This is a genomic window from Rhizobium beringeri (assembly GCF_004306515.1).
GTDB lineage: Bacteria > Pseudomonadota > Alphaproteobacteria > Rhizobiales > Rhizobiaceae > Rhizobium > Rhizobium beringeri.
In genome coordinates, this window is the sequence record NZ_SILG01000001.1 from 425,292 (window position 1) to 450,726 (window position 25,435).

The following is a 25,435-nucleotide window of genomic DNA, read 5'->3' on the forward strand; positions in this document are numbered from 1 at the left end:
AGCGCATTGATTTGTGCAAATTGAAGTGCGATTGTCGGTCATCCAAAAACAGGAGGAACATCCCATGCGTGAGATCGGTCATTTCATCGGCGGCAAGCAGGTTGCCGGCACCAGCGGCCGTGTGAGCAACGTCTACAATCCGGCAACGGGCGAAGTGCAGGCGACGGTCGCACTCGCAAGCGTCGAGGAACTGCGCGCCGCCGTCGAAAACGCCAAGGCTGCGCAGCCGAAATGGGCTGCCACCAATCCGCAGCGCCGCGCCCGTGTCTTCTTCAAGTTCGTCGAACTCCTGAACAAGCACATGGACGAGCTTGCCGAAATCCTCTCCAAGGAGCACGGCAAGACGATCGAGGATGCCAAGGGCGACGTCATTCGCGGCCTCGAAGTCTGCGAATTCGTCTGCGGCATTCCCCATCTCGCCAAGGGCGAGTTCACCGAGGGTGCCGGGCCTGCGATCGACATGTATTCGATCCGCCAGCCGGTCGGCATCGGCGCCGGCATCACCCCCTTCAATTTCCCGGGCATGATCCCGATGTGGATGTTTGCGCCGGCGATCGCCTGCGGCAACGCCTTTATCCTGAAGCCCTCCGAGCGTGATCCCTCCCTGCCGATCCGCCTCGCCGAACTGATGATCGAGGCCGGTCTGCCCGCCGGCATCCTCAACGTCGTCAATGGCGACAAGGGTGCGGTCGACGCGATCCTCACCGATCCCGATATCGGCGCCGTCTCCTTCGTCGGCTCGACGCCGATCGCCCGCTACGTCTATGGCACCGCGGCGATGAACGGTAAGCGCGCCCAGTGCTTCGGCGGCGCCAAGAACCACATGATCATCATGCCGGATGCAGACCTGGATCAGGCCGTCAACGCCTTGATGGGCGCAGGCTACGGTTCGGCCGGCGAGCGCTGCATGGCGATCTCGGTTGCCGTTCCGGTCGGCGAGGAGACTGCCAACCGCCTCGTCGAGAAGCTGACGCCGAAGATCGAATCCCTGCGCATCGGCCCCTACACAGACGACGAGGCCGACATGGGTCCGCTCGTCACCAAGGAAGCCTATACCCGAGTTCGCGGCCTGATCGACCGCGGCATCGAGGAAGGTGCCAAGCTCGTCGTCGACGGCCGCGATTTCAAGCTCCAGGGCTATGAAGACGGCTACTTCGTCGGCGGTTGCCTGTTCGATCATGTCACGCCTGAGATGGATATCTACAAGACCGAGATCTTCGGACCTGTCCTCTCCGTCGTTCGCGCCAACAACTATGAGGAAGCGCTGTCGTTGCCGATGAAGCACGAATATGGCAACGGCGTTGCGATCTACACCCGCGACGGCGATGCCGCCCGCGATTTCGCCTCGCGTATCAATATCGGCATGATCGGCATCAACGTCCCGATCCCGGTTCCGCTCGCCTACCACTCCTTCGGCGGCTGGAAGGCCTCGAGCTTCGGCGACCTCAACCAGCACGGCACGGATTCGATCAAGTTCTGGACGAAGACCAAGACCGTCACCGCCCGCTGGCCCTCGGGCATCAAGAGCGGCGCCGAATTCGTCATGCCGACGATGAAGTGATCGTCACGACATTCCGATTTGAAATCTGTAGTTCGGGGGCCTTTTGGCTCCCGAATTTTTCCTCGTCATGCGATTGCCGACGATATCGGTCCGACATCGAGGATGTCCTGAGACAAGGGCGCGGTCTGCTCGCCATCTCCTATTCCCCCAGTGCCGAGGTCAAACTGATGCGCAAGGCACGCCCGAGCGCAAGCAGGCGATCCTGGATGACGTCGAGGTCCTGAAGCGGGATTGACGTCGCGGCAAATGGCCTCATAAGCTGAATGCGAATTTCATATTTTGGAATTGTTCAAAACTAGCAAACCGCCTATATAGGTCTGAACAGACGAGTCAGGAGAATGGCATGCGGTTGACGAAGCAGACGAACTATGCGGTTCGCATGTTGATGTATTGTGCTGCCAACGACGGGCACTTGAGCCGGATTCCGGAAATCGCCAGGGCCTATGGCGTTTCCGAGCTCTTTCTTTTCAAGATCCTTCAGCCGCTGAACAAGGCGGGTCTGGTCGAAACCGTGCGCGGTCGCAATGGCGGCGTGCGCTTGGGCAAGCCGGCCGCCGACATTAGTCTTTTCGACGTCGTTCGGGTGACGGAAGACAGTTTCGCCATGGCCGAATGCTTCGAGGATGACGGTGAGGTCGAATGCCCGCTGGTTGACAGTTGCGGTTTGAATTCGGCGCTGCGCAAGGCGCTCAACGCCTTCTTCGCCGTGCTGTCGGAATATTCCATCGACGACCTCGTCAAGGCGCGTCCGCAGATCAATTTCCTTCTCGGAATTACCGGCGAGCCGGCATATCGCAAACCCGCGATCGTTGCCCCCGCCGCCTGATTTAAAGATCAGAACATACTTCTGAACCGCGGTTGCCCCGGCAACCGCGGTTTTTGTTTTTGCAGCGTCTGGTTGGTCTCCGGCATACGGAGGAAATGCCGTCGGCATGTCGCGATGGGCGCGTTTTTATACCAAATGCGACAAAATTTCGGTCATTTTTGTGCGAATATTTCCGAATGAGGCTGATTTTTGACGGAAAATTTCTAAAATTGTCCAGGTGGAAAAATTTTCTGCGTAGCCCGTTGCTTTCAGTAAATAAATATCGTTCCATCGAGCGTCGACTGAGATGCCAATCTACGGTCTCCAAACATCAAAAAAGAACAACCGGGAAACAATATTATGAAAAAGATCTCTGTCCTGCTGGCAGCGACGGCCTTGATTTCCGTCATGGCGACGTCGGCCTGGTCCAAGACCCTTGTTTATTGCTCCGAGGGCTCGCCGGAAGGCTTCGACCCGAGCCTCTATACGGCAGGCACGACCTTCGACGCGTCGTCGCGCACGGTCTATAGCCGCCTCGTCGAATTCAAGCACGGCGGCACCGAGATCGAGCCGGGCCTGGCTGACAGCTGGAGCGTTTCGGCCGACGGCACGGAATACACCTTCAAGCTTCATCCTGGCGTTAAGTACCAGACCACCGACTTCTTCACGCCGACGCGCGATTTCAACGCCGACGACGTCGTGTTCTCCTTCGAGCGCCAGCTGAAATCCGACAATCCGTGGAACAAGTATGTCGAGGGCGGCTCCTACGAATACGCTGCCGGCATGGGCTTTCCCGAGCTGATCAAGTCGGTCGAAAAGGTCGATGACCTGACGGTCAAGTTCACGCTCAACCATCCCGAAGCGCCGTTCCTCGCCGACCTCGCCATGGACTTCGCCTCGATCGTCTCCAAGGAATATGCCGACAAGCTCGCCGCCGACGGCAAGATGGCGCAGCTCAACCAGCAGCCGCTCGGCACTGGCCCGTTCACCTTCGTCGCCTACCAGCCGGATGCCGTCATCCGTTACAAGGCGAACGAAAGCTATTTCAAGGGCAAGGAAAAGATCGACGATCTGGTTTTCGCGATCACCTCTGACGCTGCCGTGCGCGCCCAGAAGCTGAAGGCCGGCGAATGCCAGCTGATCCCCTATCCGAATGCAGCCGACGTGCCGGAACTGAAGAAGGATGAAAATCTGACCGTTCTGGAACAGGCCGGCCTCAATGTTGGCTTCCTCGCCTACAACACCCAGATGGCCCCGTTCGACAAGCCGGAAGTTCGCCGCGCCCTGAACATGGCGATCAACAAGCAGGCGATCATCGACGCCGTCTTCCAGGGTGCTGCGGCCGTTGCCAAGAACCCGATCCCGCCGACGATGTGGTCCTATAACGACGCCGTTCAGGACGACAAGTACGATCCGGACGCTGCCAAGAAGGCTCTTGCCGATGCTGGCGTCAAGGATCTCAGCATGAAGATCTGGGCGATGCCGGTGTCGCGTCCCTACATGCTGAACGCACGCCGCGCCGCCGAACTGATGCAGGCGGATTTCGCCAAGATCGGTGTCAAGGTCGAGATTGTCACCCATGAATGGGCCGAATATCTGAAGCTCTCCTCCGACGTGAAGCGCGACGGCGCCGTCATTCTCGGCTGGACCGGCGACAACGGCGACCCAGACAACTTCATGGATACGCTGCTCGGCTGCGATGCCGTCGGCGGCAACAACCGTGCTCAGTGGTGCAACAAGGAATATGACGACCTCATGACCAAGGCCAAGCTGACGGCCGATGTCGGCGAGCGCACCAAGGCCTATGAGCAGGCGCAGCTGATCTTCAAGAAGGAAGCTCCCTGGGCGACCATCGACCATTCGCTTGTCTTTGTTCCGATGAGCAAGAAGGTCTCTGGCTTCCAGATGGACCCGCTCGGCATTCACCGTTTCGACGGCGTCGACGTATCCGAATAATAAGAATAATGTAAGAATGCCCGGCAGAGCTGGGCGCAGCCGGCGGTCAGGGTCTCCTGACCGCCGGAAACTATTGGACATCTGCCATGTTGCGTTTTTTCATCGGCCGCTTCGCGGTGCTGATCCCGACATTCCTCGGCGTTTCCCTCATTGCCTTCTCGTTCATCCGCCTGCTCCCCGGCGATCCCGTCATGCTCCTGTCGGGGGAACGTGTCATGGCGCCGGAGCGGCACGCCCAGATCATGCATGATCTCGGTTTCGACCGGCCCATGTATGTGCAGTATTTCGATTATCTCGGAAAAGTGCTGCAAGGCGATCTCGGCACCTCGATCGTCACCAAGCGGCCCGTTCTCGGCGAATTCCTGACGCTGTTTCCGGCAACGCTCGAGCTTTCGCTCTGTGCCATTATCCTCGCCGTCTGTCTTGGCGTGCCCGCCGGCGTCTTTGCGGCCGTCAAGCGAGGCACGTGGTTCGACCAGAGCGTGATGGGTGTTGCCCTCATCGGCTATTCCATGCCGATTTTCTGGTGGGGCCTGCTGCTCATCATCTTCTTCTCCGGCTATCTCGGCTGGACGCCGGTTTCCGGCCGCATCTCGCTGATGTATTTCTTCAAGCCCGTCACCGGATTCATGCTCGTCGACAGCCTGCTGTCGGGCCAGAAGGGAGCGTTCTCCTCGGCCGTCAGCTACCTCATTCTGCCGACCATCGTGCTGGCGACCATTCCGCTCGCCGTCATCGCACGCCAGACGCGTTCGGCGATGCTCGAGGTTCTGGGTGAGGACTATGTCCGCACGGCACGCTCGAAGGGCCTGAAGCCGCTGCGCGTCGTCGGCGTGCATGCGCTGCGCAATGCGATGATCCCTGTCATCACCACGATCGGTCTGCAGATCGGCGTTCTTCTTGCCGGCGCCATCCTCACCGAGACGATCTTCTCCTGGCCGGGTATCGGCAAATGGATGGTCGACTCGGTCTTCAAGCGCGATTACGCCGTGGTCCAGGGCGGTCTTCTGCTGATCGCCGGCGTCATCATGCTGGTCAATCTGATTGTTGATGTTCTCTACGGCTTCATCAATCCGCGCATTCGTCATTAGGAGCGGTCCATGAGCACGGTCACCGTCAAAACCGGCCAGCCATCCGCTCTTGCGGAGTTCTGGCATTATTTCTCCCGCAACAAGGGCGCCGTCATCGGCCTGGTGGTTTTCATCATCATTCTGGTCGTCGCAGTCCTCGCGCCGCTCTTTGCGCCACATGAGCCGAACGAGCAGAACCGCGCGGTACTGCTGGCCGTGCCGTTCTGGATGGAGGGCGGTAGCGCCTCCTTCCCGCTCGGAACGGATGCCGTCGGCCGCGATATCCTTTCGCGCCTGATCTACGGCGCGCGGTTTTCGCTCTTTATCGGCGTCGTCGTCGTCACGCTTTCGGTCATTTCAGGCGTCCTGATCGGCCTCGTCGCTGGATTTTTCCGCGGCAAGGTCGATACGGCGATCATGCGTCTGATGGATATCATCCTGGCCTTCCCGTCGCTGCTGCTGGCTCTCGTGCTGGTGGCCGTGCTCGGGCCAGGGCTTACCAATGCGATGATCGCGATTTCGCTGGTCAACCAGCCGCATTTCGTGCGGCTGACGCGCGCCTCGGTCATTTCAGAGCGTGAGAAGGAATATGTGATCGCCTCGCGTGTCGCCGGTGCGGGCACCTTCCGGTTGATGTTCAAGACGATCCTGCCGAACTGTCTTGGGCCGCTGATCGTTCAAGCGACGCTCGCCTTTTCGGCGGCGATTCTCGATGCCGCCGCCCTCGGCTTTCTCGGCATGGGCGCCCAGCCGCCGACACCCGAATGGGGGACGATGCTGGCCGAATCCCGTGAGTTCATCTCGCGCGCCTGGTGGGTGGTGACGTTTCCAGGTCTTGCCATCCTCATCACCGTTCTCGCCATCAACCTGATGGGCGACGGCCTGCGCGACGCGCTCGATCCCAAACTGAAGAGGTCGTGATGCCACTCCTCGAGATTGAAAATCTGACGGTCGAATTCCAGACCTCTTCCGGTCTCTTCCGCGCCGTCGACGGCGTATCGCTTGTCTGCGACAAGGGCGAGATCCTGTCGGTCGTCGGCGAATCCGGCTCGGGTAAATCCGTTGCCATGCTTGCCCTCATGGGGCTTTTGCCCTGGACGGCGAAGATCACCGCCGACCGGATGCAGTTCGACGGCAAGGATCTGCGCGGCATCTCCGCCCGCCAGCGCCGCAGGATCGTCGGCAAGGATATGGCGATGATCTTCCAGGAGCCGATGTCGAGCCTCAACCCGTGCTTCACGGTCGGCTTCCAGCTCGGCGAGACCCTGCGCGTCCATATGGGCCTCAACCGCAAGGAGCGCCGCCAACGTTCAATCGAACTGCTCAACCTCGTCGGCATTCCGGCGCCGGAAGAGCGCTTGTCGAACTTCCCGCATCAGATGTCCGGCGGCATGAGCCAGCGCGTCATGATCGCCATGGCGCTCGCCTGCAATCCGAAGCTCCTCATCGCCGACGAGCCGACGACTGCGCTCGACGTGACGATCCAGGCACAGATCCTCGATCTGCTCGTTCGCCTGCAGAAAGAGCAGGGCATGGCGCTGGTGCTGATTACCCACGACATGGGTGTCGTCGCCGAAACCGCCGAGCGAGTGCAGGTGCAATATGCCGGCCAGAAGGTCGAGGAACAGCCGGTGAGGGCACTGTTCCGCGATCCGCATCATCCCTATACCGCAGCTCTGCTCGCAGCCCTGCCCGAACGCGCCAAGGTCGGCCAGCGTCTTCCCTCGATCGCCGGTGTCGTTCCCGGCCAGCATGGTCGCCCGACGGGCTGTCTGTTTGCGCCGCGTTGTGGCTTTGCCACGGTCGAATGCGATCGCGGTGTCGTCCGCCAGGGACCGGAGCTCGGACTGGCGCTCTGCAACTATCCTTTGAAGGACGGCAAGCCGCTTGGGCATCCCGGCATCATGGCCGTTGAAACTGCAGGAGATCTCGTATGACGGGCGCTGTTCTCGAGGGCAGGGATCTCGCCCGCTTCTACACCGTCAACCGCGGCCTCTTCAAAGCCGATGCCACCGTCAAGGCGCTGAACGGTGTCAGCTTCAGCCTGCATTCCGGCAAGACGCTCGCCGTCGTCGGCGAATCCGGTTGCGGCAAGTCGACGCTCGCCCGCCTGGTCACGATGATCGAGAATCCGACATCGGGGCAATTGCTGATCGACGGCAAGCCCGCCCATGTCGGCGACCGCAGCCTGCGCAGCCAGGTGCAGATCGTCTTCCAGAACCCCTACGGCTCGCTCAACCCGCGCCAGAAAGTCGGCTCGATCCTCGAAGAGCCGCTGAAGATCAACACCAATCTCGACACCGCCGCCCGCCGCCGCAAGGTGGAGGAGATGATGGCCCGCGTCGGTCTGCGTCCGGAGCATTATGGCCGCTATCCCCATATGTTCTCGGGCGGCCAGCGCCAGCGCATCGCCATTGCCCGCGCCCTGATGCTGCGGCCGAAGGTGCTGGTGCTTGACGAACCGGTTTCGGCGCTCGACCTTTCGATCCAGGCGCAGGTGCTGAACCTCTTGATGGACCTGCAGAAGGAGATGGGGCTTGCCTATCTCTTCATCTCGCACGGCCTGTCCGTCGTCCATCATATCGCCGACGAGGTGATGGTGATGTATCTCGGCCGTCCCGTGGAAACCGGTCCCGCCGCCGAGGTCTTCGCCAGGCCGCGCCATCCCTATACCGCAGCCTTGCTGTCGGCGACGCCGATCGCCGATCCCGATCGCGAAAAGACCCGCATTCGCCTGCAGGGCGAACTGCCTTCGCCGTTAAAGCCGCCGTCGGGTTGCCACTTCAATCCGCGCTGCTGGAAGGCGCAGGACTATTGTCGCCAGGTTTCTCCTGAACTAAGCGGTGAGGGTGCACAACAATATGCCTGTCACTTCCCGCTCGATTGAGCGGGAAGGCAAGCTAAGGAGGAATCATGTTGGAGCAGATGAACAAACCCCATGCGATCATCGTCATGGGAGTCAGCGGCTGCGGCAAATCCTCCGTCGGCGAGAAACTCGCCGAAGTCCTGCACTTGGCCTTCGTCGAAGGTGATGCGCTTCATCCCGCCGCCAACGTCGAGAAGATGTCGAAGGGCATTCCGCTGACCGATGAGGACCGGATGCCTTGGCTCGACCGCATCGGCGAAGACATGAAAGCCTCGCTGGAAAAGAGCGAGGGCATTATCGTTTCCTGCTCGGCGCTGAAGCGCATCTATCGCGACAGGCTGCGGTCTGCCGTCGACGGCAATCTGTTCTTCGTCTATCTCGAAGGTTCCAAAGCGTTGCTGATGAAGCGGATGGGCGAGCGCAAGGGACATTTCATGCCGGCCTCCCTGCTCGAAAGTCAGCTGGCGACGCTGGAACCGCCGACCGGCGAGCCAGGCGTCGTCGCTGTCGATATCGACGACACGATCGAAGGCATTGCGGCAACGGCGCTCAAGAGCCTCGCCGCGCTCGGTATTACGGGTTGAAACGCTGCGGCGAATAGGCCGCGATATCGATGAACGGCGTCTCGCCGGTGATGAGTTCGGCAAGCACGCGGCCGGTCACCGGCCCGAGCGTCAGCCCGTGATGGGCATGGCCGAAGGCAAACCACAGGCCCTGATGGCGTGGCGCCTTGCCGATAACAGGCATCATGTCGGGTGTGCAGGGGCGTGCGCCCATCCAGGGTTCGGGATCGAGCCTGCCTCCGAGCGGGAAGATGGTGCGTGCCACGGCTTCGGCGCGATCGAGCTGGACCGGCGTCTTCGGCGCATCGAGCGTTGCAAATTCCGCCCCTGTCGTCAGGCGGATGCCGCGGCGCATCGGCGCAAGGAGATAGCCGCGTTCGGCATCAAGTGTCCAGTTGTTGAGCACGGCATTGCCCTTGGCGGCATAGTGCATGTGATAGCCACGCTTGACGCCGAGCGGGAAGGAATAGCCGAGCCGGCGTGTTGCAGCGGCCGCCCAGGGGCCGAGTGCCATCACCGTATCGTCGGCTTCGAGCGGACCTTCCGCGGTCATGATCTTCCAGCCGGAGCCGAACGGGCCGAGCGAGGCGGCGTCACCCGTGACGAACTTGCCACCGAGGCTTTCGAAATAGCGGCGATAGGCCGATGTCAGCGCATGCGGGTCGAGCACCGACCAAGGATCGCGCCAGTGGATACCACCGGCGAAATCGCCGGTCATATGAGGTTCCATGCGGGCGATATCGGCCGGAGTCAGGCTGTCATACTCCACGCCGAATTCATTCTGCCAAAGTGCTGCCTCCGCAAGAGCCCCGTCGCGCTTGGCTTCAGTGCGGAAAATCTTTATCCAGCCGTCCTTGCGGATCAGCCCTTCGGCCTGCGACGCCTCGATCAGATCCTTGTGTTCGACAACCGAATTTTCGATCAGCGGCGCATAGGCCCGGGTAATGATCGCGTGGCGGCGCGCATTGGAATTCCACCAGTAGCGGGCGAGAAAGGCGATCTGGCTCGGCAGTGTGCGCAGGTGATAATGCGCGTCGATGCGGTTGTTCAGCGCATAACGCAGCAAAAGCCCGAGCTGCTGGGGAAAGCCGTAAGGCGCGACCCCTTCGCGCTGGATCAGGCCGGCATTGCCGAAGGAGGTTTCGTTGCCCGGATCCTTGCGGTCGATCAGCGTCACCTGCCGGCCGCGTCGCTGAAGATGGATGGCCGTGGAAACCCCGACGATGCCGGCGCCGAGTACGATTGCGTTCTTCGTCATTTCCGCTTGCATTCCGCTTTGTCTAATGCGGTGAAAATGCCCGCGCCGATACCGCGACGCAAACGGAAAATCGCATTCATTTCAAAATCATTGCGCTTTTCAGTGCGGCATTTTCAGCCTTCACGCGGACATGGAGGATAAGCGCGTTGAGAAGGGAAAAGACGATCGCGTAAAGCGGCAGGCCGAAGGCGAGGGGAAGGACGGCGATCTCGCCGACGACGATCGCATAGTTCGGATGGCGGAGGAGGCGATAGGGCCCGGATCTGACGAGCGGTGCGCCGGGCAGGACGATGATACGCGTCGTCCAGCGGCCTTTCAGTGTAGCCAGCACCCAGAGCCGCAGCGCCTGCAGCCCCATGAAGACGAGAAACCAGAAGAGCGCGACCGGCCTGCCCGGTGCAAGCAACCAAAGGCCGGCGATCCAGCCTGCATGCAGCGCCACCATGACGGGATAATGCGCGGGTGCGACCTCTCTGGCGCCTCTGGCAAGAAGCGCCGCCGTGTTGCGCCGGGCGAGCACGAGTTCCGCCAGCCGCTGCAGCGTCACGAATGCCAGAAGCGCGATCGACGGCCACATCATGCCGCCCTCCGCAGCGTCACGCAGCTGGCCGAAAAGCCGGGCCCCATGGCGATCATCGCGGAGCGCGCCGGCAACCCGGCGCGGATCGCCCGCTCCAGCACGAAGAGGATGGTCGGCGAGGACATGTTGCCATATTCGGCAAGCACGGCGCGCTCGTGATCGAGCGTCCCCGGCACCAGCGAAAGCGCGCTCTCCATCGCGGCCAGCACCTTCATGCCGCCGGGATGGCAAATGAAGCGGTCGATATCCTCCACCCTCAGCCCGTTGCGGGCCAGAATGGCCGTTACCGCTGGGCCGAGCTCCTTTTCGGCAAAGGGCGGCAGCGATTGCGCCAGCACGATACCGAAGCCGCCGTCATCGATCTTCCAGCCCATGATATCGAGCGTATCGGGAAAGAGATGCTCGCCGGTCGATTCCACCTCCGCCAACCCGTCTTCGCCTGATCGCAGCACGCAGGCGGCAGCGCCGTCGCCGAAAAGCGCCGTCGCGATGATGTTCGGCCGCGTCAGCTCATCCAGCCGAAAGGCGAGCGTGCAAAGCTCGATCGAGACGAAAAGCACAACAGTGCCCGGCCGGCCCCGCGCCAGCCGCGAGGCGATCGCAAAACCTGACACGCCGGCGGCACAGCCGAGCCCGAAGACCGGCACGCGTTCGATATCGGGTCTGAAACCCATCTTGCGGCTAAGCTGCGCATCAAGGCTCGGCGTCGTAAAACCGGTGGACGAGACCGTCACGACACAGTCGACATCGCCGGCCTCAAGTCCTGCCTGGCGAAGGGCCGAGCTGGCAGCCTCGACGAAAAGCCCGCTCGCCACCTCTGCAAAGGCCTGCATGCGGTCCTGCCAGCCATGCGGCTCGTCGAACCAGGCAAGCGGCCGCGCCGCATGGCGCTTGTCGATACCGGCGCTATCGAAGACGCGGGCAAGATGGCGGAAATCCTCGAAGCGGTCGGCAAACAGCCGGGCCGAGGCTTCGACCGCCTGTTTTTGGAAAATGACATGTTCGGGTGTCGCAATGGCGAGGCTGACGAGTTTGACGGTGTCGGTCACAGAATTCTCCTTGTCCCTCCGGCGGAACGAAGGAAAACACGCAGACGCCCAAATTATTCAGCTCTGAAGCTTCACGAAAGGGTGAAGAAGAAATGCAAGCAGCAGCCGAATAAAGCTGGATGTAGCGGTGTTCTCTCGTCGCAACGTCACTTTCGAGGAGTTTCCCCATGACGATCATGACAGCCCGCATCGCTTCCATCATTCTCGGCGGCTGCCTTGCCGCTTCTGTTGTCTCCGGCCCGGTTTTTGCGGTCGGCGATGATAGCAGCACGACGCCGGTCTGCAAGAAGGGCGAGATCTACGACCAGAAGACCAAGAAATGCGTCAAGCAGCAGAGCGCCAACGTCTCGGACGAGAACCGCGCCGACTATGCTTATTCGCTGGCCAAGGCCGGCCGCTATGAAGAGGCGCTTGCCGTGCTCGACACGGTCAAGCACCAGAACACCGCCGAAGTGCTGAATTATCGCGGTTATGCCACCCGCAAGCTCGGCCGCACCGACGAGGGCATCTCCTATTATCTCCAGTCGGTGAAGATGGACCCGCAATACGCCAAGGTCCGCGAATATCTCGGCGAAGCCTATGTCATCAAGGGTCAGCTCGATCTCGCTAAAGACCAGCTGAAGTCAATCAAGGCGATCTGCGGCACCGGCTGCGAGGAATATCAGGATCTGAACGCTGCAATCCTCGATCCCTCGAAGATCTGATCAGCAGGCCACGGGGCGGAAAAATGGAAGCACGAGAGGGATGTAAGAATGTCGGTCGCGCACACCCATTTTCCTGCCTATAGTCGCGCGAGAATGGAATCGCCGGTTCATCCGGCGGTTTCGAGGGATGCAGGATTGGCGGAGGCGGCCATCGCGAGCGAAGCGGATATCAGGAGCGGCCTGACGGAAAATCTGGCAAGGCTCTGGCGTTATGGTCTCGTTCTCTCGCATCAGCGCGATGTCGCCGACGACCTGGTCCAGGCGACCTGCCTTCGCGCACTCGAGCGCGCCGATCAGTTCATCCCCGGCACCCGGCTCGACCGCTGGCTGTTTTCGATCCTGCACTCGATCTGGCTGAACGAGATCCGCTCCCGCCGGGTGCGCCAGGGCCAGGGTTTCGTCGATGCCGGGGAGACGCTGACCTTCGACGGCGCGCACGACACCGAAACGCATGTGATGGCGGGTCAGGTGCTGAAACAGGTGAATGCGCTGCCTGAGGCGCAGAGGACGGTGGTTTTCCTCGCCTATGTGGAAGGGCTTTCCTATCGCGAGGTTGCAGGCATATTGGATATCCCGATCGGAACCGTGATGAGCCGGCTGGCGGCTGCCCGCGCCAAGCTCTCCGGCGCCGGACCGGAAGGGGGACGGCAGCAATGAGCACGAAACACACCATTCCCTCCGACGAGGACCTGACCGCCTTCATCGACGGCGAACTGACACCCGAAGAGGCTGCGCGCATTGAAGCCATTGTGAACGAAGACGAGAGCACCGCCGAACGGCTGGAATTTCTGGCGCGCGCCAGCCTCCCGTTCGAGCAAGCCTTCGCCCCGCTGCTCGCCGAAGCCCCGCGCCAGAAACTGGAGACGATGCTCGCCGCCATTCCGGCGCAGCAGAGCGCAAGATCCGACCCCACGCCCGCCTTCGCCACTCGTCGCCGCTTCCTCGGCGCGCTCGCCGCATCGCTGGTCGCCGGCATCGCGATCGACCGCGCCGTCATCGGCATGGGAGCACGCTTTTCGGCAAAGGACGAAAACAGCGAATGGCGCAGCGTGGTCGCCGATTATATCTCGCTCTACACCCCGGAAACGCTGGCCGGCCCCGTGCCCGCCAGGGAGGTCCAGGCCGCCCAGCTCGGCTCGCTCGACGAAAAACTCGGCCTGTCGCTCTCCCCCGAAGCCGTGTCGCTCCCGGGCATCGATTTCAAACGCGCACTGATGCTGCAATATGACGGCAAACCGCTCGCCCAGATCGCCTATCTCGATCCCGAAACCGGCCCGATGGCGCTCTGCATTGTCAAATCAGATGCGGGCAGCAAGGCGCCGGACCTCGAAAGCCGCAAGGGCCTGAACGTGATCTACTGGTCGAACGAGACGCACGCCTTCATGCTGATCGGCCGCATTTCGGCCGACCGCATGAAGGAATTGGGAGAGGACATCAGGAGAAGGCTTTCAGCCTGACCTCTATATTCTGCCGAATCGCAGCTATCTAGAGCATTTCCGTTTCTCTCCGAGTCACGGAAATGCTCTATCTTTTTGTTTTTGCGCAATTACGGACGAAAAACCGGCGCGCACTTTTGCGGGAATTGCTCTAATCCACCAGACCACGCAAGTATTGGCCGTAATCGCCTTTGCCCGCTTTGGCGGCAATCTGGGCGAAGTGCTCCTTCGTGATGAAGCCTTTCGCCAGCGCAATTTCCTCCGGGCAAGCGATTTTGAAGCCCTGGCGTTTTTCAAGCGTGCGGACGAACTCGCCGGCCTCAAGCAGGCTTTCGGGCGTGCCGGTATCGAGCCAGGCATATCCGCGGCCCATCATCGAGACACGCAGCTTCCCCCGCTCCAGGTATGTCCTGTTGACATCGGTGATCTCGTATTCGCCGCGCGGCGATGGCTTTAGATTGGCTGCGATATCAACGACGTCGGCATCGTAAAAATAAAGGCCGGTGACAGCCCAGTGCGATTTCGGCTTCGCCGGCTTTTCTTCGATTGAAATTGCAGTCATATCGCTGCCGAATTCGACGACGCCGTAACGTTCAGGATCGTGCACGTGATAGGCAAATACCGTCGCACCGTCATCCTTGGACACGCCCTCTTCGAGGAGTTCCGGAAGGCCGTGGCCGAAGTAGATATTGTCTCCGAGGATAAGACAGGAGGGTCCGCCCGCCACAAAGTCTGCGCCGATAATATAGGCTTGGGCAAGGCCATCGGGGCTCGGCTGGACAGCATAGCTCAGAGACATCCCCCAGTCGCTGCCATCACCCAGCAAACGCTGGAAAAGCGGCATATCGTGCGGGGTGGAGATGATCAGAACCTCCCGTATGCCGGCCAGCATCAAGGTGGTCAGCGGGTAGTAGATCATCGGCTTGTCATAGATCGGAAGCAACTGCTTCGAGACCGAATGAGTCATCGGGTGCAGGCGACTGCCGCTGCCCCCCGCAAGCACAATACCTTTCATACGGCCTCCTTCGGCTCTTCCAAGAGCTTTGTCACAGCAGCTCGCGTTGATACCTGCCACTCCGGCATGCTGACCCCATAAAGGCGCTTCAACTTATCGCAGCACAATCGGGAATTGGCGGGCCGTTTCGCGGCTGTGGGGTAGTCGGCGGTGGCAATGTCCTTGACGGTGACGCGCCTACCGGTCTTTTCCTCGAGAATGGACAATATATATCGAGCAAACTCGGCCCAGTTCGTTTCGCCGCTGCCGGCCAAATGAAAAACACCCCGCAAGTCCGGGCTGGAATCCTTTGATAGCTTGGCCGCTATTTTGACGATAGCCTCGGCGATGTCGTTGGCGGAGGTCGGGCAACCCAGTTGATCGCTGACAACGCTCAACTCTTCCCGCGTCTCCGCAAGCCTGAGCATGGTTTTCACAAAGTTGTGGCCAAACGTTGAATAGACCCAGGCCGTCCGCAGGATGGCATGGTTTTCATTCGCTGCGGCGACCGCATATTCGCCCTCGAGCTTCGATCTGCCATAGACGGATACCGGTCCGACCGGGTCGCTCTCGACATAGCTTTCGGCCTTGTCTCCATCGAAAACATAATCGGTCGAGAGATGGATGATAGGAAGGGACAGCTCGGCAGCTGCTGCAGCGACTGCTCTTGCGCCGTCTCGATTGATGGCGAAAGCTGACGCCTCGTCGCTTTCGGCTTTGTCAACGGCGGTGTACGCGGCCGACGAGACGACGACGTCGGGTTTGATTTTCGCAATGATTTCACGCATCGTCGAAGGCTGGAGCAAATCCAACTCGGGCCTGCCTATGGCGATGACCTCGATACCTCCCGCGTCCAGCGCTTGCAACGCAGATGTGACCTGGCCGCTCTTGCCTGTTACTACGATGCGCATCTCACACCTTTTTCAACACGCCAAGCCGTTCACCGGAATACACACGCTCACGCAGCGGCTGCCACCACCAAGCGTTTTCCAGATACCACTCAACGGTCTTGCGAATACCGCTGTCGAAATTCTCCAGTGCTTTCCAGCCGAGTTCGGTCTCGAGCTTGGTCGCATCGATAGCATAACGTGCATCGTGGCCCGGCCGATCCGTAACGTAGCTTATAAGATCGCTATGCGGTGCGTGTCCTGGCCGGACTTCATCCATGATCGCGCAGACACGCTCGACGACCTCGATGTTCCGCCGCTCGTTGCGCCCGCCGACGTTGTATTTTTCGCCGGGACGGCCTCGTTGCACGATCAGCCAAAGCGCTCGTGCGTGGTCGTCGACATAGAGCCAATCGCGAATGTTCGAGCCGCTTCCGTAGACGGGCAACGGCTTCCGTTCGAGCGCGTTCAATATGATGAGGGGTATGAGCTTTTCCGGGAAATGAAAAGGACCGTAATTGTTCGAACAGTTGGAAATGATCACGGGCAGGCCGTAAGTCCTTTCCCATGCCGTCGCGAGGTGATCGCTGGCCGCCTTGGACGCGGAGTAAGGAGAGGACGGATCGTAAGGTGTCGTCTCGGCAAACAGCCCGTCTTCACCGAGGGAACCATAGACTTCGTCGGTAGACACGTGCAGCATCCTGAATGCCGCCTTTTCGTCCGCCGGAAGCCCTTGCCAATATTGCCGCGCGGCCTCCAACATGCTGAAGGTGCCGTTTATATTCGTTTCGATAAAATCCGCCGCGCCGGTGATCGACCGGTCGACATGGCTTTCCGCCGCCAGATGCATGACGTAATCGGGACGAAACTCCTCGAAAGCGTTGCTGACCGCGCTTCTGTCGCAAATGTCGGCTTTGAGAAACCTGTAGTTGGCAGCATTCTCGATCGCTTTCAGCGAGGCGAGATTGCCGGCATAGGTCAGCTTGTCGATATTGAGCACTTCGGCGCCGATCTCGCTGACGAGATAGCGCACCAATGCCGAACCGATGAAGCCAGCGCCACCTGTTACAAGAACACGCATGAGGCCCTCCGTTTTACGAAAGTTGAAAATATGCGGGGAGTTCGGAAAGCAGCGGCTGTTTGTTGTCCTTATCAGAAAGAACGTAGGCATCCATCTGAGGCCACTCGATCCCGATCTCGGCGTCGTTCCACCGCACGCCACGGTCATGCTCCGCGCTGTAGGGAGCTGTGACTTTGTAGCTTATGATCGTATCAGGCTGCAAAGTTACGAACCCATGCGCAAATCCGGCCGGCACCCAGAGTTGTGAGCCATTCTCAGGCGACAGTTCTGCGGAGACCCACTTCCCATATGTCGGAGAGCCATGTCTGATATCGACGGCCACATCCAGGAGCGCGCCACGCAGACAGCGCACAAGTTTGCCTTGCGCAAAGGGAGACAACTGAAAATGTAATCCCCGGACGGTTCCCGGCTGCGCTGAAAGGGACTCATTATCCTGCAAGAAAGAGACGTCGGCCACGTTGCTGCGGAACCAGGAATCTTTGAAGACTTCGCTGAAATAGCCCCTTGAGTCACCGAACCTGGCGGGAGTGATCTTTTTGACGTCCCCGATCTCCAGTTGTTCTACATTCAACGCATACATCCTTGCATTAGGCTTGATCGCTGGATTGTGACAGCGGCCAACGCGGCAATATAGCCAATTGTGCTGCTGAGCACATACCTTGGCGAGGCCTGGACGGCAAGATGAGAATCCAGTTCTGCCGCCGGATGTGTGCGGCGCCGGAGCAGACGATTCAAGCTGCGGCAATGTGTTGGCTTGTAGAGTAATTCCAGCAAAATTGCGTCGAGGCTTTGCGTCCCGCTCGTCTCTATCCGAGATCGCAAGGGGCTTTGCAGTGACATAACGGCTGCAGCCAAAAGAGAATTCATTCCTGACATCCTTTGAATACCAGTTGGCGCTTGGCATAAGTGTCAATCATGCGCTATGGCGCACGCCGGCATAGATATTTGCCGCTGCCGCATGGGGTTGCGGCATGGGTGATGAAACAACGGATCGACAAGTCGCTAGGTGCCCGTTGTACGAGCTGGATCGCGGAGAGGTGACGTTTGCTGTTCAATTCTGAAGGTTATGGGATCCTTCTGGCTCTTACATTATTGGCGTATTGGTCGACAAAGTCTGTCTCTCTTCGGCAGATCATAGTATTTATTGCTAGTGTTGTTTTTTATATTCAGTGGAGTTTTCTATTTGTATTTCTACTGCTTGGCCTCATTATTCTGAATTGGGTCATCACTGTCGGGGTTTATCCACGGAACAGCCGTCTGGGCCTATGGCTGGTGGTGTTGGCAAATCTGGGCATATTATTCTCATTCAAATATCTCTCCTTCTTCGTCGACAACGTAGTCGATGCACTTCAGTTGATCGGAATCGTGGTAGAGAGCCCCAGGATTCCGGCTCTTCTGCCGTTAGGCATCTCGTTTTATGTCTTTGAATTGATTTCGTATGCTGTCGATCTATACAATAAAAAGATGGTCGCGGAACGAAATCCGCTGAAGCTGTCGATATTCGTATTGTTCTTCCCGCACCTGATTGCCGGCCCGATTTGCCGCGCTAATCAGTTCATGCCGCAAATTGGCACGCTGCAAAAACTTTCAAGCGATCTCATTGTTACGGGAGCGTATCTTTTTGTCACTGGTTTCGCTCTGAAGTGTGGAATCGCCGACGGTATCGCTCCATACGTCAATACGACATTTGCCAACCCGGGCAATTATGGCGGCCTCGACAATCTGCTGGCTGTTGTCGGATTTGGCGTTCAGATTTTCTGCGACTTCTGGGGCTATTCTCTCATGGCTCTAGGGGCGGCGAAGCTCTTTGGCTATGACTTGCCCTCGAATTTCAATTCTCCATACACGGCGCAATCAATTCAACAGTTTTGGCGCCGCTGGCACATAACACTGTCGAATTGGCTTCGCGACTATTTGTATATTCCGCTCGGGGGGTCGAGAGATCTTTCCAATTTCAAAATCACTCGAAATCTAATGATTACCATGTTGCTCGGAGGTTTGTGGCACGGAGCCAGTTATAACTTCGTCATATGGGGAGGAATTCACGGCCTCGCCCTCAGCGTCAACAGGTACTACCACCTCGTGAGGCTCCCATCGGGCGTGAAGGCGGTGTTCTCATGGGCGCCGATGTCGTGGATTCTTACCATGGCGGTGGTTTTCTTTTCATGGATATTTTTCAGGGCGCCGACCCTCTCTGAAGCGCTAATGGTAGTTTCAAATATATTTAGCTTTGGCGCCGGATATATGCAGACAAGACTGGACGGGGTTTTCTTTGAATTGCTGGTGATGTTTGTTATTTTGTATTTCATCGCAAATAAAACTACAAACTATCAACCTATAACCCATTATTCAACTCGGAATCAGCTTTTGTTTTTCTCAACAATGTTTTTCTTTTCACTCATTTACTATGTAGATGGCGCGCAATTCATCTATTTCCAGTTCTAGGAGAACAGCGGTGAGAAGGGTATTCGCTTACGTCGTGGTGTCTGTGCTGGCGTTAGCCATGGTTGAGGGGGCGGTTCGCGCTTATGAAATGTCGCAGGCCGCAACGAGCACGGAGGGTGTAGAGGGCTTGCTTCGGTCGCTGCCGGAAACAAAGATATCTGGACGCGAAATCGGCAACCAGTTTCTGGTACACAATGTCGCGCTGTTCGAACACTTGCCGGATCCGGAGGCCGTGCATACCGCGTTCGTCGGCAGTTCTCGGTCAAAGGTTCTGAGGCCCGCTCGCTTTGGGTTCGCGGATGCAGTCAATGGATCCGGGAATTCCTATAATGAAATCTCATACGGGCTGCTCTTGCAGGCGGAAATATTACGGCGTCAATTCCCCAATTTGCGAAAGGTCTATGTCGAGGCACCAGTTTTGATGAGGCGTCGCGATGGGCTAACCATGGAAAGAGATCACCAGAAATACTTTCCGTTGCTCCTTTCTTTGATGCCTCTTATCGATCAACTGGATCAGGCAAAGCAGACCAAAGCGGAAATTATCAACTACGAAACGAATGGAGGGTCGCCAGATTCCGATTTGCTTCACTTTGTGCGGTACAGATCGGATCTTCGTCTGACCAATTTATACCGCAGGTTGATCGGGGCGGATGGCTCCATCCCGGTTTACGATGATCCCTGGTTCAAGACGGTTCGTCCAAATGGTGAGCGGATTGATTTGTCTGCCGCGATGAATGCGAATCCACTTCCGCCCATTGCACGCGAACATCCTAAAATTCAGAGGCTCACTGATATCAGAAGCAATTTTCCCTGGGATGGGCTATTCGACCTTTTCGCAATATGGGGGAAAGCACACAATATTCAGATCGTCTTCTATCAGCCGCCGGTGCGATCCGATGTGCTTGAATTCGAGAAAGAGTATGGCCTGGATTTGCATGTTGAGGACCTAAAGAGGGTGTCCGAAAAATATCACATTCCGTTCATTGATCTGGAGCGTGAGGGGCTCGGATTTGCCGAGGATTGGAGCCTTTTTTCGGACGAGGATCACATGGAAACATGCACCGGTTCAACTCTTCTCCTGGAGGCTATCTTGCAAGGAGAGACGATGTTCGAGCAAGACGGAGAGGTATTTCCAGCCATCTCACGCCGAGCCGTCGAGAGCGCGTCTTCGCAGGAACTGGCGTCGTGCAATGGCAAGTAGGTTCGCTTGCGGCTGATGGGCTGTAGCTGGAGAGGCGCTTGCCGGGACGTGCGCCGTCAACAGAAGAAGTGGCATGCCCTGTGCCAATTGCTCGTCAACGCGCTGCTGTCGCTTCACGTTGAAGATTCGGAGATGTTGACTTGATAGAGATTCTTTGCGCGACCTATAATGGTATGCGCCATCTTCAGGAGCAGATCGCATCCATTGAGGCGCAGACGCTCACCGACTGGCATGTCACGTTCTTCGACGACGGTTCAACGGATGGTACCGTCGAAATGCTGGCAGCCCTGGCCGTAAATGATGCTCGCTTCAGCTTGATACGAAATCCCGTCAATCTCGGTTTTTGCGGAAATTTCCTGAGCAATCTTTCGAAGCTCAGGAACGCCGACGTTTATGCGTTCAGCGACCAAGATGACATTTGGTACCCGGACAAACTCGAACGTGGGATTGACTGGCTCTCGCGGATCGACCGGGGCACACCGGCAGTTTATTTCGCTCGGACTGAAATTGTCGATGAACAACTCAATCATGCAGGAATGTCGCCGGAGTTCAAACTCGAACCAAGTTTTCGCAACGCCCTGGTCCAGAGCATCGGCGGAGGCAACACGATGATGTTCAACCAGGCGGCGAGGGATGTTGTGGTTGGCACCTTGCCGAAAACACGACTCATTTCCCATGACTGGTGGTTCTATATTGTTGTCGCGGGCTGTGGCGGGGTGGTCCGATATGATTCGCAGCCGGTGTTGAAATACCGTCAACACGCCGCCAACCTGGTCGGCGCCAACAATAGTATCTCGGGGCAAATCGTCAGGTTGTGGATGGCCCTCCGGGGGCAATGGCGGACGTGGAATACTATCCACGAACTCGCAATCAAGACCTTCGAGGATCGCCTTACTCCCGAAAATCGTGCCGCGTTCCATGCATTTCAGCGGGCTCGGCATGGCAGTTGGCCCTTTGAGAGGTTGTCCGTGCTCAAGCGAACAGGGATAAAGCGCCAAAGCGCGTTCCAAACAAAATTTCTTCCCATCCTCGCTCTACTGAACAGGTTGTAGGCGTTGCGCTTCCTATCGGCGGTTTCGAAGGAAGCGCCACCGCTCGGGAAAAAGGCTAGCCTTTGTCTCGGAAGGCGGGTAAACGCAATGTCGCCTTCGGGGCATAAGTCACGGATGATATCGAGGAGTTGTTACCTCTGAGTGGAGCCGTCAAGAGAGCAATCATGAATCGCTATAACCTGTCGGATCAAAAGGCTACGTCGTGGCTCAATCGGGCTGAGATCTGCGTTTCCTTTATTCAGAGAGATATTCAAACTCGGGAAGCGGAGCGCGTAGATGTCGCCGATCTTGGCTGCGGGGATGAGAAACTCGAGCGACTCCTAGCTTCTCGTTTGTCCCGAGTTTCCTATCAAGGTTACGACATTATTCCTCAGAGCCGGCGTGTTATTGCTCTGGATCTCAACAGGGACGAGCTTCCCAGGCATTATGACTTTATAACAGTCCTCGGTGTCAGCGAATATATCGATGATCTTAGGGGCTTCTTGGTTAAGATGGCTGGATCGGCAGATCGGCTTATCATTTCGCATGTCATATCGGATGCCGGCGTGTATGACGGGGAAGCGCTGACCCGACTTGGCTGGAGAAACCATCTTTCCAAAGATCAACTCCTGTCTCTGCTGGCCGAGTGTGGCTGGGAGGTGCTGGATAGTTATCTCGAGCCAATAGAGAAGCGTACGTTTCTTGTAATTGCCCGGAGCCGTGCGGGATAGCTGTTATTGATACTCTGATACATGAGTAGACATACAGCGATACAAATAAAGAAAGGGTGATTTATGAGTCCACAGGTGTTTGCGGTCTTCGAGGATATCGTCAAGAAGCATTTAGGGGATCGCAAAGTTGCAGCGGTTATGGAAGCTGGTGCAAGTGCATATACTCTATTGTCGATGGATACATTTAATGGTGCTCGCAAAATTGCGCTGAACCTGGGCTTTGAGAAAACTTCGCCAGAGCTTGAACAGTGTGAGATGGTGTTGGGTAATTCGAACGAATTGGAGTACAGCGAGAACACATTCGATTGTATTCTGTCCTCATCTTCGCTTGAGCACGACAAATATTTTTGGAAAAGCACCGGGGAGTTTTTGCGGGTACTGAAGCCGGGTGGACTCGCCATCATAGGGGTGCCGATTTACATGACCCTTCCCGACGATAGTGACAATACCACGCGTACTTTCGCTAGACACGGCATTCGATACAATGCTGATTTCTATAGGTTTTCGCCGCAGTGCCTTGAGGAAGTGTTCTTTGAAAACTATAGTGAAGTGGTTGAAAAGGTGATCGTGCGCACTCACCCTAATCCATATGCGGTTTACGCTGGCCGGAAATAGGCGCAATTCTTGATGTCCGCAGTTCTTACTCCATTCCTGGTTCCGCCTTCCATTCGTCATCAAAAGAAGGCCAATTATGGTGACGGCTTCATCTTGCGTGCGATTGAGAGGCAGGTTGGCAGGTTCTCTCAGTCGGCGATGTTTTCTCCTAGAGTGCCCCTCGACGATGAGGATTTTGCGCGGTTGCAGTCGCATCGCTATGTGATTCTCGCCGGAGCCAACCAACTCAAGGATGACTTCGCGCCGATCGCCAAAATGAAGGCAAGCACGCTGCGCAAGTCAAACCTGGTGTTCATACCCTTCGGTATCGGTCTGCACGGAGAAGCGGGTTTCAACGAAGGGTTCACAGACAACGCCAGTGAGATCTTGTCGATCATCCACGAACGAATTGAGTACTCAAGTTGGCGCTGTCCGTTGACGAAGGGGCTTCTGGACACGGCGTTGCCGGCATTGCGAGAGCAGACACTGATGACCTGCTGCCCTGTTGTCATGGACCGGCCCTTATTGGACGGCTATAAGTTCGAGCGCAACCTTTCAACCATCGCGGTAACAATTACAGATCGCGGTGATTTCTGGGATAGAGAAATTCCGGTTTTAAAAGAGGTGGCCGAGTTATTTCCGGACAAGAGGCGGGTTTTGGTGTTCCATCAGAATTTCGATCCTCCGTCTGTCTTTGAGCCGTTGGCCGACCGGTTAGGGATGCGTTTGGGCAGCCAAAAGGCGAAGACGCCTCGCCACCTGCGGCAACTCGCTCGACAGCTTGGGTACGAGATCCTCCTTGCTGACGACGTTGACAGGCTCCTGGCATTTTACGGGCAAGTGGACTTGCATGTGGGTAGTCGCCTCCATGCGCATCTTCATATGTTGAGTCAGAACAAATGGAGTTTTCTCGTCAAGGTCGACGAACGCTCCCCCGGAATTGCGAGTGCTCTCGGTTTCGAACTCATCGAACCCGGGCAACTCGGCCATCACCTCGATGCGGATCTGGAGACGATCAGAACCTCGGCTCAGGCGTGCCATTTGGTGATGCAGCGTTTCGTAAATGCGATTCCGGGCCGCCCGTAAGCGGATCAACTAGGCATCGCTGTGACGTCAGCTAGAGCAACGCCAGTAAAGTGCGAAGCAGTTTTCCCAGGAATGGCGCAAGAGCAAAGCTCGGGACGGTTCTGCACTTTCGCAAAAAACTGAACCGCTCTTGAGAGATCTAGCTCCGAACGACAGGCATAAAGCCCGTCCTGCCTCTGTCCGCACAAATAAGGGCGACCATATAGGCGAAGATCGGATCCAGAGCCTTCTGATTGAACATGATGCCAAAGCTGCCGGTTATGAATCAGCTGCTGACGAGCAGAAGAGCGAGCGCAATGGCGAGATCCCGGCCCGGTCCGGGTTCTTTTCTCCACGCGCCTATCACGGGCGTCAGGAGCATCAGCGAAAGCGCCGCAATACCGAAAACGCCGGCGTCGATTCCCGCGGTCAGAAAACCGTTGTGGACATGCGAGAAGGGCAGCTGCGGCCTTATGTTATCGGGAAGTTCCGCCAGAACCGAAGCCATCCGGTTTTGCGGGCCATAACCAGTCAAGGGGTCCTTACGGATTGCTGATAGTGCACCTTTGTACAAAGCGAACCGCGCACTGAGCGACGTGATCTCGCCGTCACTGCGTTCGAGCGTTGTCAGATCTCCCTGGAGCGCCTCGATGCGATTGAGGATCTGGCCGCTGCCCAGGGCGACAAGTCCGGCTAACAGCAAGGAGCCGGTAATGGCGAGGCTGCGCAAGCTCAGATGGAAGCTGTGTTTGCGAAAATACCAGAGAAAGATGACGATATGGACGGGAATGACCAGCCAGGCCGAACGCGTTCCCGAAAGCAGCACGCAGCCTAGGCCGGCGGCATATCCCAATATCGCAATTCTTTGCTCCACGCTTCTCGGAGATTGAACGTTGAGAAGCGCAATGCCGCCGAAAAGAACGCCTATGACGCCCAGCAGTGCAGCGTTCGACGTTCCAGCCTCGGCCCTCTCCATCAGAAACATGATCTGCAGGAGACTGAAGACAAAGGTGACGATCATGCCGATGCCTGCGGCGAGGATAAAGAGCGGCACGAGACGGCCATCGGGAGATTGGCGCATTCGCGGCAACATCAGCCAGACCGAAAAGAAAGGCAGGAGCCGGAATATCCAGTCCAGTTCTTCGGAGTAAGGGGGATTGATGAATATGCTGGCGATCATCACCAGCGGGTAGATCGACATGCCAATGGCAACCAGCCGGTCGGATCTCGACAAGTTCAAGGCGAGGCGGCCCGTGGCCAGACAGTAGAGGCCCCATACCATCGACGCGAGGAGGATGAAGGAGTTAAAGTTCGGCGAAAGCCCCGGAAGGATTGCAAAGGCAAAGACCGCAATGCGGTTATTTCGATCGAGCGCACTTCCGGCCTCAGTCCCCGTATGAAGCACTGCTATCTTGAGTTGCCTGAAGTAATTCACCTTGCCGGCCCTGACAGTGTCGATACTGTCTCGCTAAGGATCGCGAAGACGGCTGTCAAGCCGCGATGAGGGCGCAATCCATGGCTTTATTCAACGTGGTATTCAGGCAACAGGCCGTTCTGG

24 protein-coding genes and 1 pseudogene are annotated in these 25,435 nt (G+C 57.8%); 17 read left to right on the plus strand and 8 right to left on the minus strand.

Translation table 11 applies throughout. The features are described 5' to 3' along the window. The first annotated feature begins 64 nt into the window (after window positions 1–64). From ELH03_RS02180 to ELH03_RS02220, 8 genes are all read left to right on the plus strand, one after another. Window positions 65–1,561 carry a CoA-acylating methylmalonate-semialdehyde dehydrogenase gene (locus ELH03_RS02180; protein ID WP_130765939.1) on the plus strand — a complete coding sequence of 499 codons (1,497 nt, stop codon included), beginning with the start codon at window positions 65–67 and terminating at the stop codon, window positions 1,559–1,561. 343 nt (window positions 1,562–1,904) lie between these two features. Beyond that, window positions 1,905–2,387 (plus strand): iron-responsive transcriptional regulator RirA, encoded by a 483-nt coding sequence (gene rirA, locus ELH03_RS02190; protein WP_003545647.1) that lies wholly within the window; start codon window positions 1,905–1,907, stop codon window positions 2,385–2,387. Window positions 2,388–2,726: 339 nt separating this feature from the next. Further along, window positions 2,727–4,322: an ABC transporter substrate-binding protein gene (locus ELH03_RS02195; protein ID WP_130658414.1), complete on the plus strand. Its 1,596-nt coding sequence runs from the start codon at window positions 2,727–2,729 to the stop codon at window positions 4,320–4,322. A gap of 86 nt (window positions 4,323–4,408) precedes the next feature. Continuing rightward, complete coding sequence (locus ELH03_RS02200; RefSeq protein ID WP_105005003.1) at window positions 4,409–5,413, plus strand: ABC transporter permease subunit; 1,005 nt, start codon at window positions 4,409–4,411, stop codon at window positions 5,411–5,413. 9 nt (window positions 5,414–5,422) lie between these two features. After that, window positions 5,423–6,313, plus strand: coding sequence for an ABC transporter permease subunit (locus tag ELH03_RS02205; RefSeq protein WP_130765940.1), 891 nt, complete (start codon window positions 5,423–5,425; stop codon window positions 6,311–6,313). Continuing rightward, on the plus strand, window positions 6,313–7,329 hold the full coding sequence (locus tag ELH03_RS02210) for an ABC transporter ATP-binding protein (protein ID WP_130765941.1): 1,017 nt from the start codon (window positions 6,313–6,315) through the stop codon (window positions 7,327–7,329). Before ELH03_RS02205 ends, ELH03_RS02210 begins: the two co-directional genes overlap by 1 nt. Continuing rightward, on the plus strand, window positions 7,326–8,279 hold the full coding sequence (locus ELH03_RS02215; protein WP_130765942.1) for a peptide ABC transporter ATP-binding protein: 954 nt from the start codon (window positions 7,326–7,328) through the stop codon (window positions 8,277–8,279). The genes ELH03_RS02210 and ELH03_RS02215 overlap by 4 nt, the downstream gene beginning before the upstream one ends. 26 nt (window positions 8,280–8,305) lie before the next feature. Then, window positions 8,306–8,842, plus strand: a complete 537-nt coding sequence (locus tag ELH03_RS02220; protein ID WP_432422304.1) for a gluconokinase — start codon at window positions 8,306–8,308, stop codon at window positions 8,840–8,842. Here the strand turns inward: ELH03_RS02220 and ELH03_RS02225 are convergent. The 3 genes from ELH03_RS02225 to ELH03_RS02235 form a co-directional block, all read right to left on the minus strand. Continuing rightward, the gene (locus ELH03_RS02225) at window positions 8,832–10,079 is read right to left on the minus strand and encodes an NAD(P)/FAD-dependent oxidoreductase (protein WP_130765944.1); all 1,248 of its coding nucleotides are present in this window, start codon (window positions 10,077–10,079) and stop codon (window positions 8,832–8,834) included. The genes ELH03_RS02220 and ELH03_RS02225 overlap by 11 nt on opposite strands. Before the next feature lie 76 nt (window positions 10,080–10,155). After that, the gene (locus tag ELH03_RS02230; RefSeq protein ID WP_130765945.1) at window positions 10,156–10,659 is read right to left on the minus strand and encodes an isoprenylcysteine carboxyl methyltransferase family protein; all 504 of its coding nucleotides are present in this window, start codon (window positions 10,657–10,659) and stop codon (window positions 10,156–10,158) included. Beyond that, window positions 10,656–11,708 carry a type III polyketide synthase gene (locus tag ELH03_RS02235; RefSeq protein ID WP_130765946.1) on the minus strand — a complete coding sequence of 351 codons (1,053 nt, stop codon included), beginning with the start codon at window positions 11,706–11,708 and terminating at the stop codon, window positions 10,656–10,658. The genes ELH03_RS02230 and ELH03_RS02235 overlap by 4 nt, the downstream gene beginning before the upstream one ends. A gap of 167 nt (window positions 11,709–11,875) precedes the next feature. Here ELH03_RS02235 and ELH03_RS02240 point away from each other — a divergent pair, with 167 nt between their 5' ends. From ELH03_RS02240 to ELH03_RS02250, 3 genes are read left to right on the plus strand one after another with little or no spacing between them, the layout of a single operon-like run. Further along, window positions 11,876–12,412 (plus strand): tetratricopeptide repeat protein, encoded by a 537-nt coding sequence (locus ELH03_RS02240; RefSeq protein ID WP_130765947.1) that lies wholly within the window; start codon window positions 11,876–11,878, stop codon window positions 12,410–12,412. 48 nt (window positions 12,413–12,460) lie between these two features. Continuing rightward, complete coding sequence (locus tag ELH03_RS02245) at window positions 12,461–13,069, plus strand: RNA polymerase sigma factor (protein WP_130765948.1); 609 nt, start codon at window positions 12,461–12,463, stop codon at window positions 13,067–13,069. Further along, a complete protein-coding gene (locus ELH03_RS02250) occupies window positions 13,066–13,869 on the plus strand; it encodes an anti-sigma factor family protein (protein WP_130765949.1) in 804 nt (267 codons plus the stop codon). Before ELH03_RS02245 ends, ELH03_RS02250 begins: the two co-directional genes overlap by 4 nt. A gap of 130 nt (window positions 13,870–13,999) precedes the next feature. Here ELH03_RS02250 and rfbA read toward each other — a convergent pair whose 3' ends face one another. From rfbA to rfbC, 4 genes are read right to left on the minus strand one after another with little or no spacing between them, the layout of a single operon-like run. Next, window positions 14,000–14,863 (minus strand): glucose-1-phosphate thymidylyltransferase RfbA, encoded by an 864-nt coding sequence (gene rfbA, locus ELH03_RS02255; protein WP_130765950.1) that lies wholly within the window; start codon window positions 14,861–14,863, stop codon window positions 14,000–14,002. Continuing rightward, the gene (gene rfbD / locus ELH03_RS02260) at window positions 14,860–15,753 is read right to left on the minus strand and encodes a dTDP-4-dehydrorhamnose reductase (RefSeq protein WP_130765951.1); all 894 of its coding nucleotides are present in this window, start codon (window positions 15,751–15,753) and stop codon (window positions 14,860–14,862) included. Before rfbD ends, rfbA begins: the two co-directional genes overlap by 4 nt. 1 nt (window position 15,754) lies before the next feature. Continuing rightward, window positions 15,755–16,810 (minus strand): dTDP-glucose 4,6-dehydratase, encoded by a 1,056-nt coding sequence (gene rfbB, locus ELH03_RS02265; RefSeq protein ID WP_130765952.1) that lies wholly within the window; start codon window positions 16,808–16,810, stop codon window positions 15,755–15,757. Window positions 16,811–16,823: 13 nt separating this feature from the next. Then, entirely contained in the window at window positions 16,824–17,390 is a 567-nt protein-coding gene (gene rfbC, locus ELH03_RS02270; RefSeq protein ID WP_130766700.1) for a dTDP-4-dehydrorhamnose 3,5-epimerase, read from the minus strand. A 464-nt stretch (window positions 17,391–17,854) separates the two neighbouring features. Between rfbC and ELH03_RS02275 the strand changes: the two genes are divergently transcribed. From ELH03_RS02275 to ELH03_RS02300, 6 genes are all read left to right on the plus strand, one after another. Then, window positions 17,855–19,255, plus strand: coding sequence for an MBOAT family O-acyltransferase (locus tag ELH03_RS02275; protein ID WP_130765953.1), 1,401 nt, complete (start codon window positions 17,855–17,857; stop codon window positions 19,253–19,255). Window positions 19,256–19,265: 10 nt separating this feature from the next. Beyond that, window positions 19,266–20,456, plus strand: coding sequence for a hypothetical protein (locus ELH03_RS02280; protein WP_130765954.1), 1,191 nt, complete (start codon window positions 19,266–19,268; stop codon window positions 20,454–20,456). Between the two features lie 140 nt (window positions 20,457–20,596). Continuing rightward, window positions 20,597–21,508 (plus strand): glycosyltransferase family 2 protein, encoded by a 912-nt coding sequence (locus tag ELH03_RS02285; protein ID WP_130765955.1) that lies wholly within the window; start codon window positions 20,597–20,599, stop codon window positions 21,506–21,508. 164 nt (window positions 21,509–21,672) lie between these two features. Then, entirely contained in the window at window positions 21,673–22,218 is a 546-nt protein-coding gene (locus tag ELH03_RS02290) for a methyltransferase domain-containing protein (RefSeq protein ID WP_130765956.1), read from the plus strand. 63 nt (window positions 22,219–22,281) lie between these two features. Beyond that, entirely contained in the window at window positions 22,282–22,833 is a 552-nt protein-coding gene (locus ELH03_RS02295; protein WP_130765957.1) for a class I SAM-dependent methyltransferase, read from the plus strand. A 12-nt stretch (window positions 22,834–22,845) separates the two neighbouring features. Next, a complete protein-coding gene (locus ELH03_RS02300; protein ID WP_130765958.1) occupies window positions 22,846–23,898 on the plus strand; it encodes a polysaccharide pyruvyl transferase family protein in 1,053 nt (350 codons plus the stop codon). A gap of 139 nt (window positions 23,899–24,037) precedes the next feature. Here the strand turns inward: ELH03_RS02300 and ELH03_RS02305 are convergent. After that, window positions 24,038–25,312 (minus strand): annotated as a pseudogene (locus ELH03_RS02305) (O-antigen ligase family protein). Window positions 25,313–25,435: the final 123 nt, after the last annotated feature.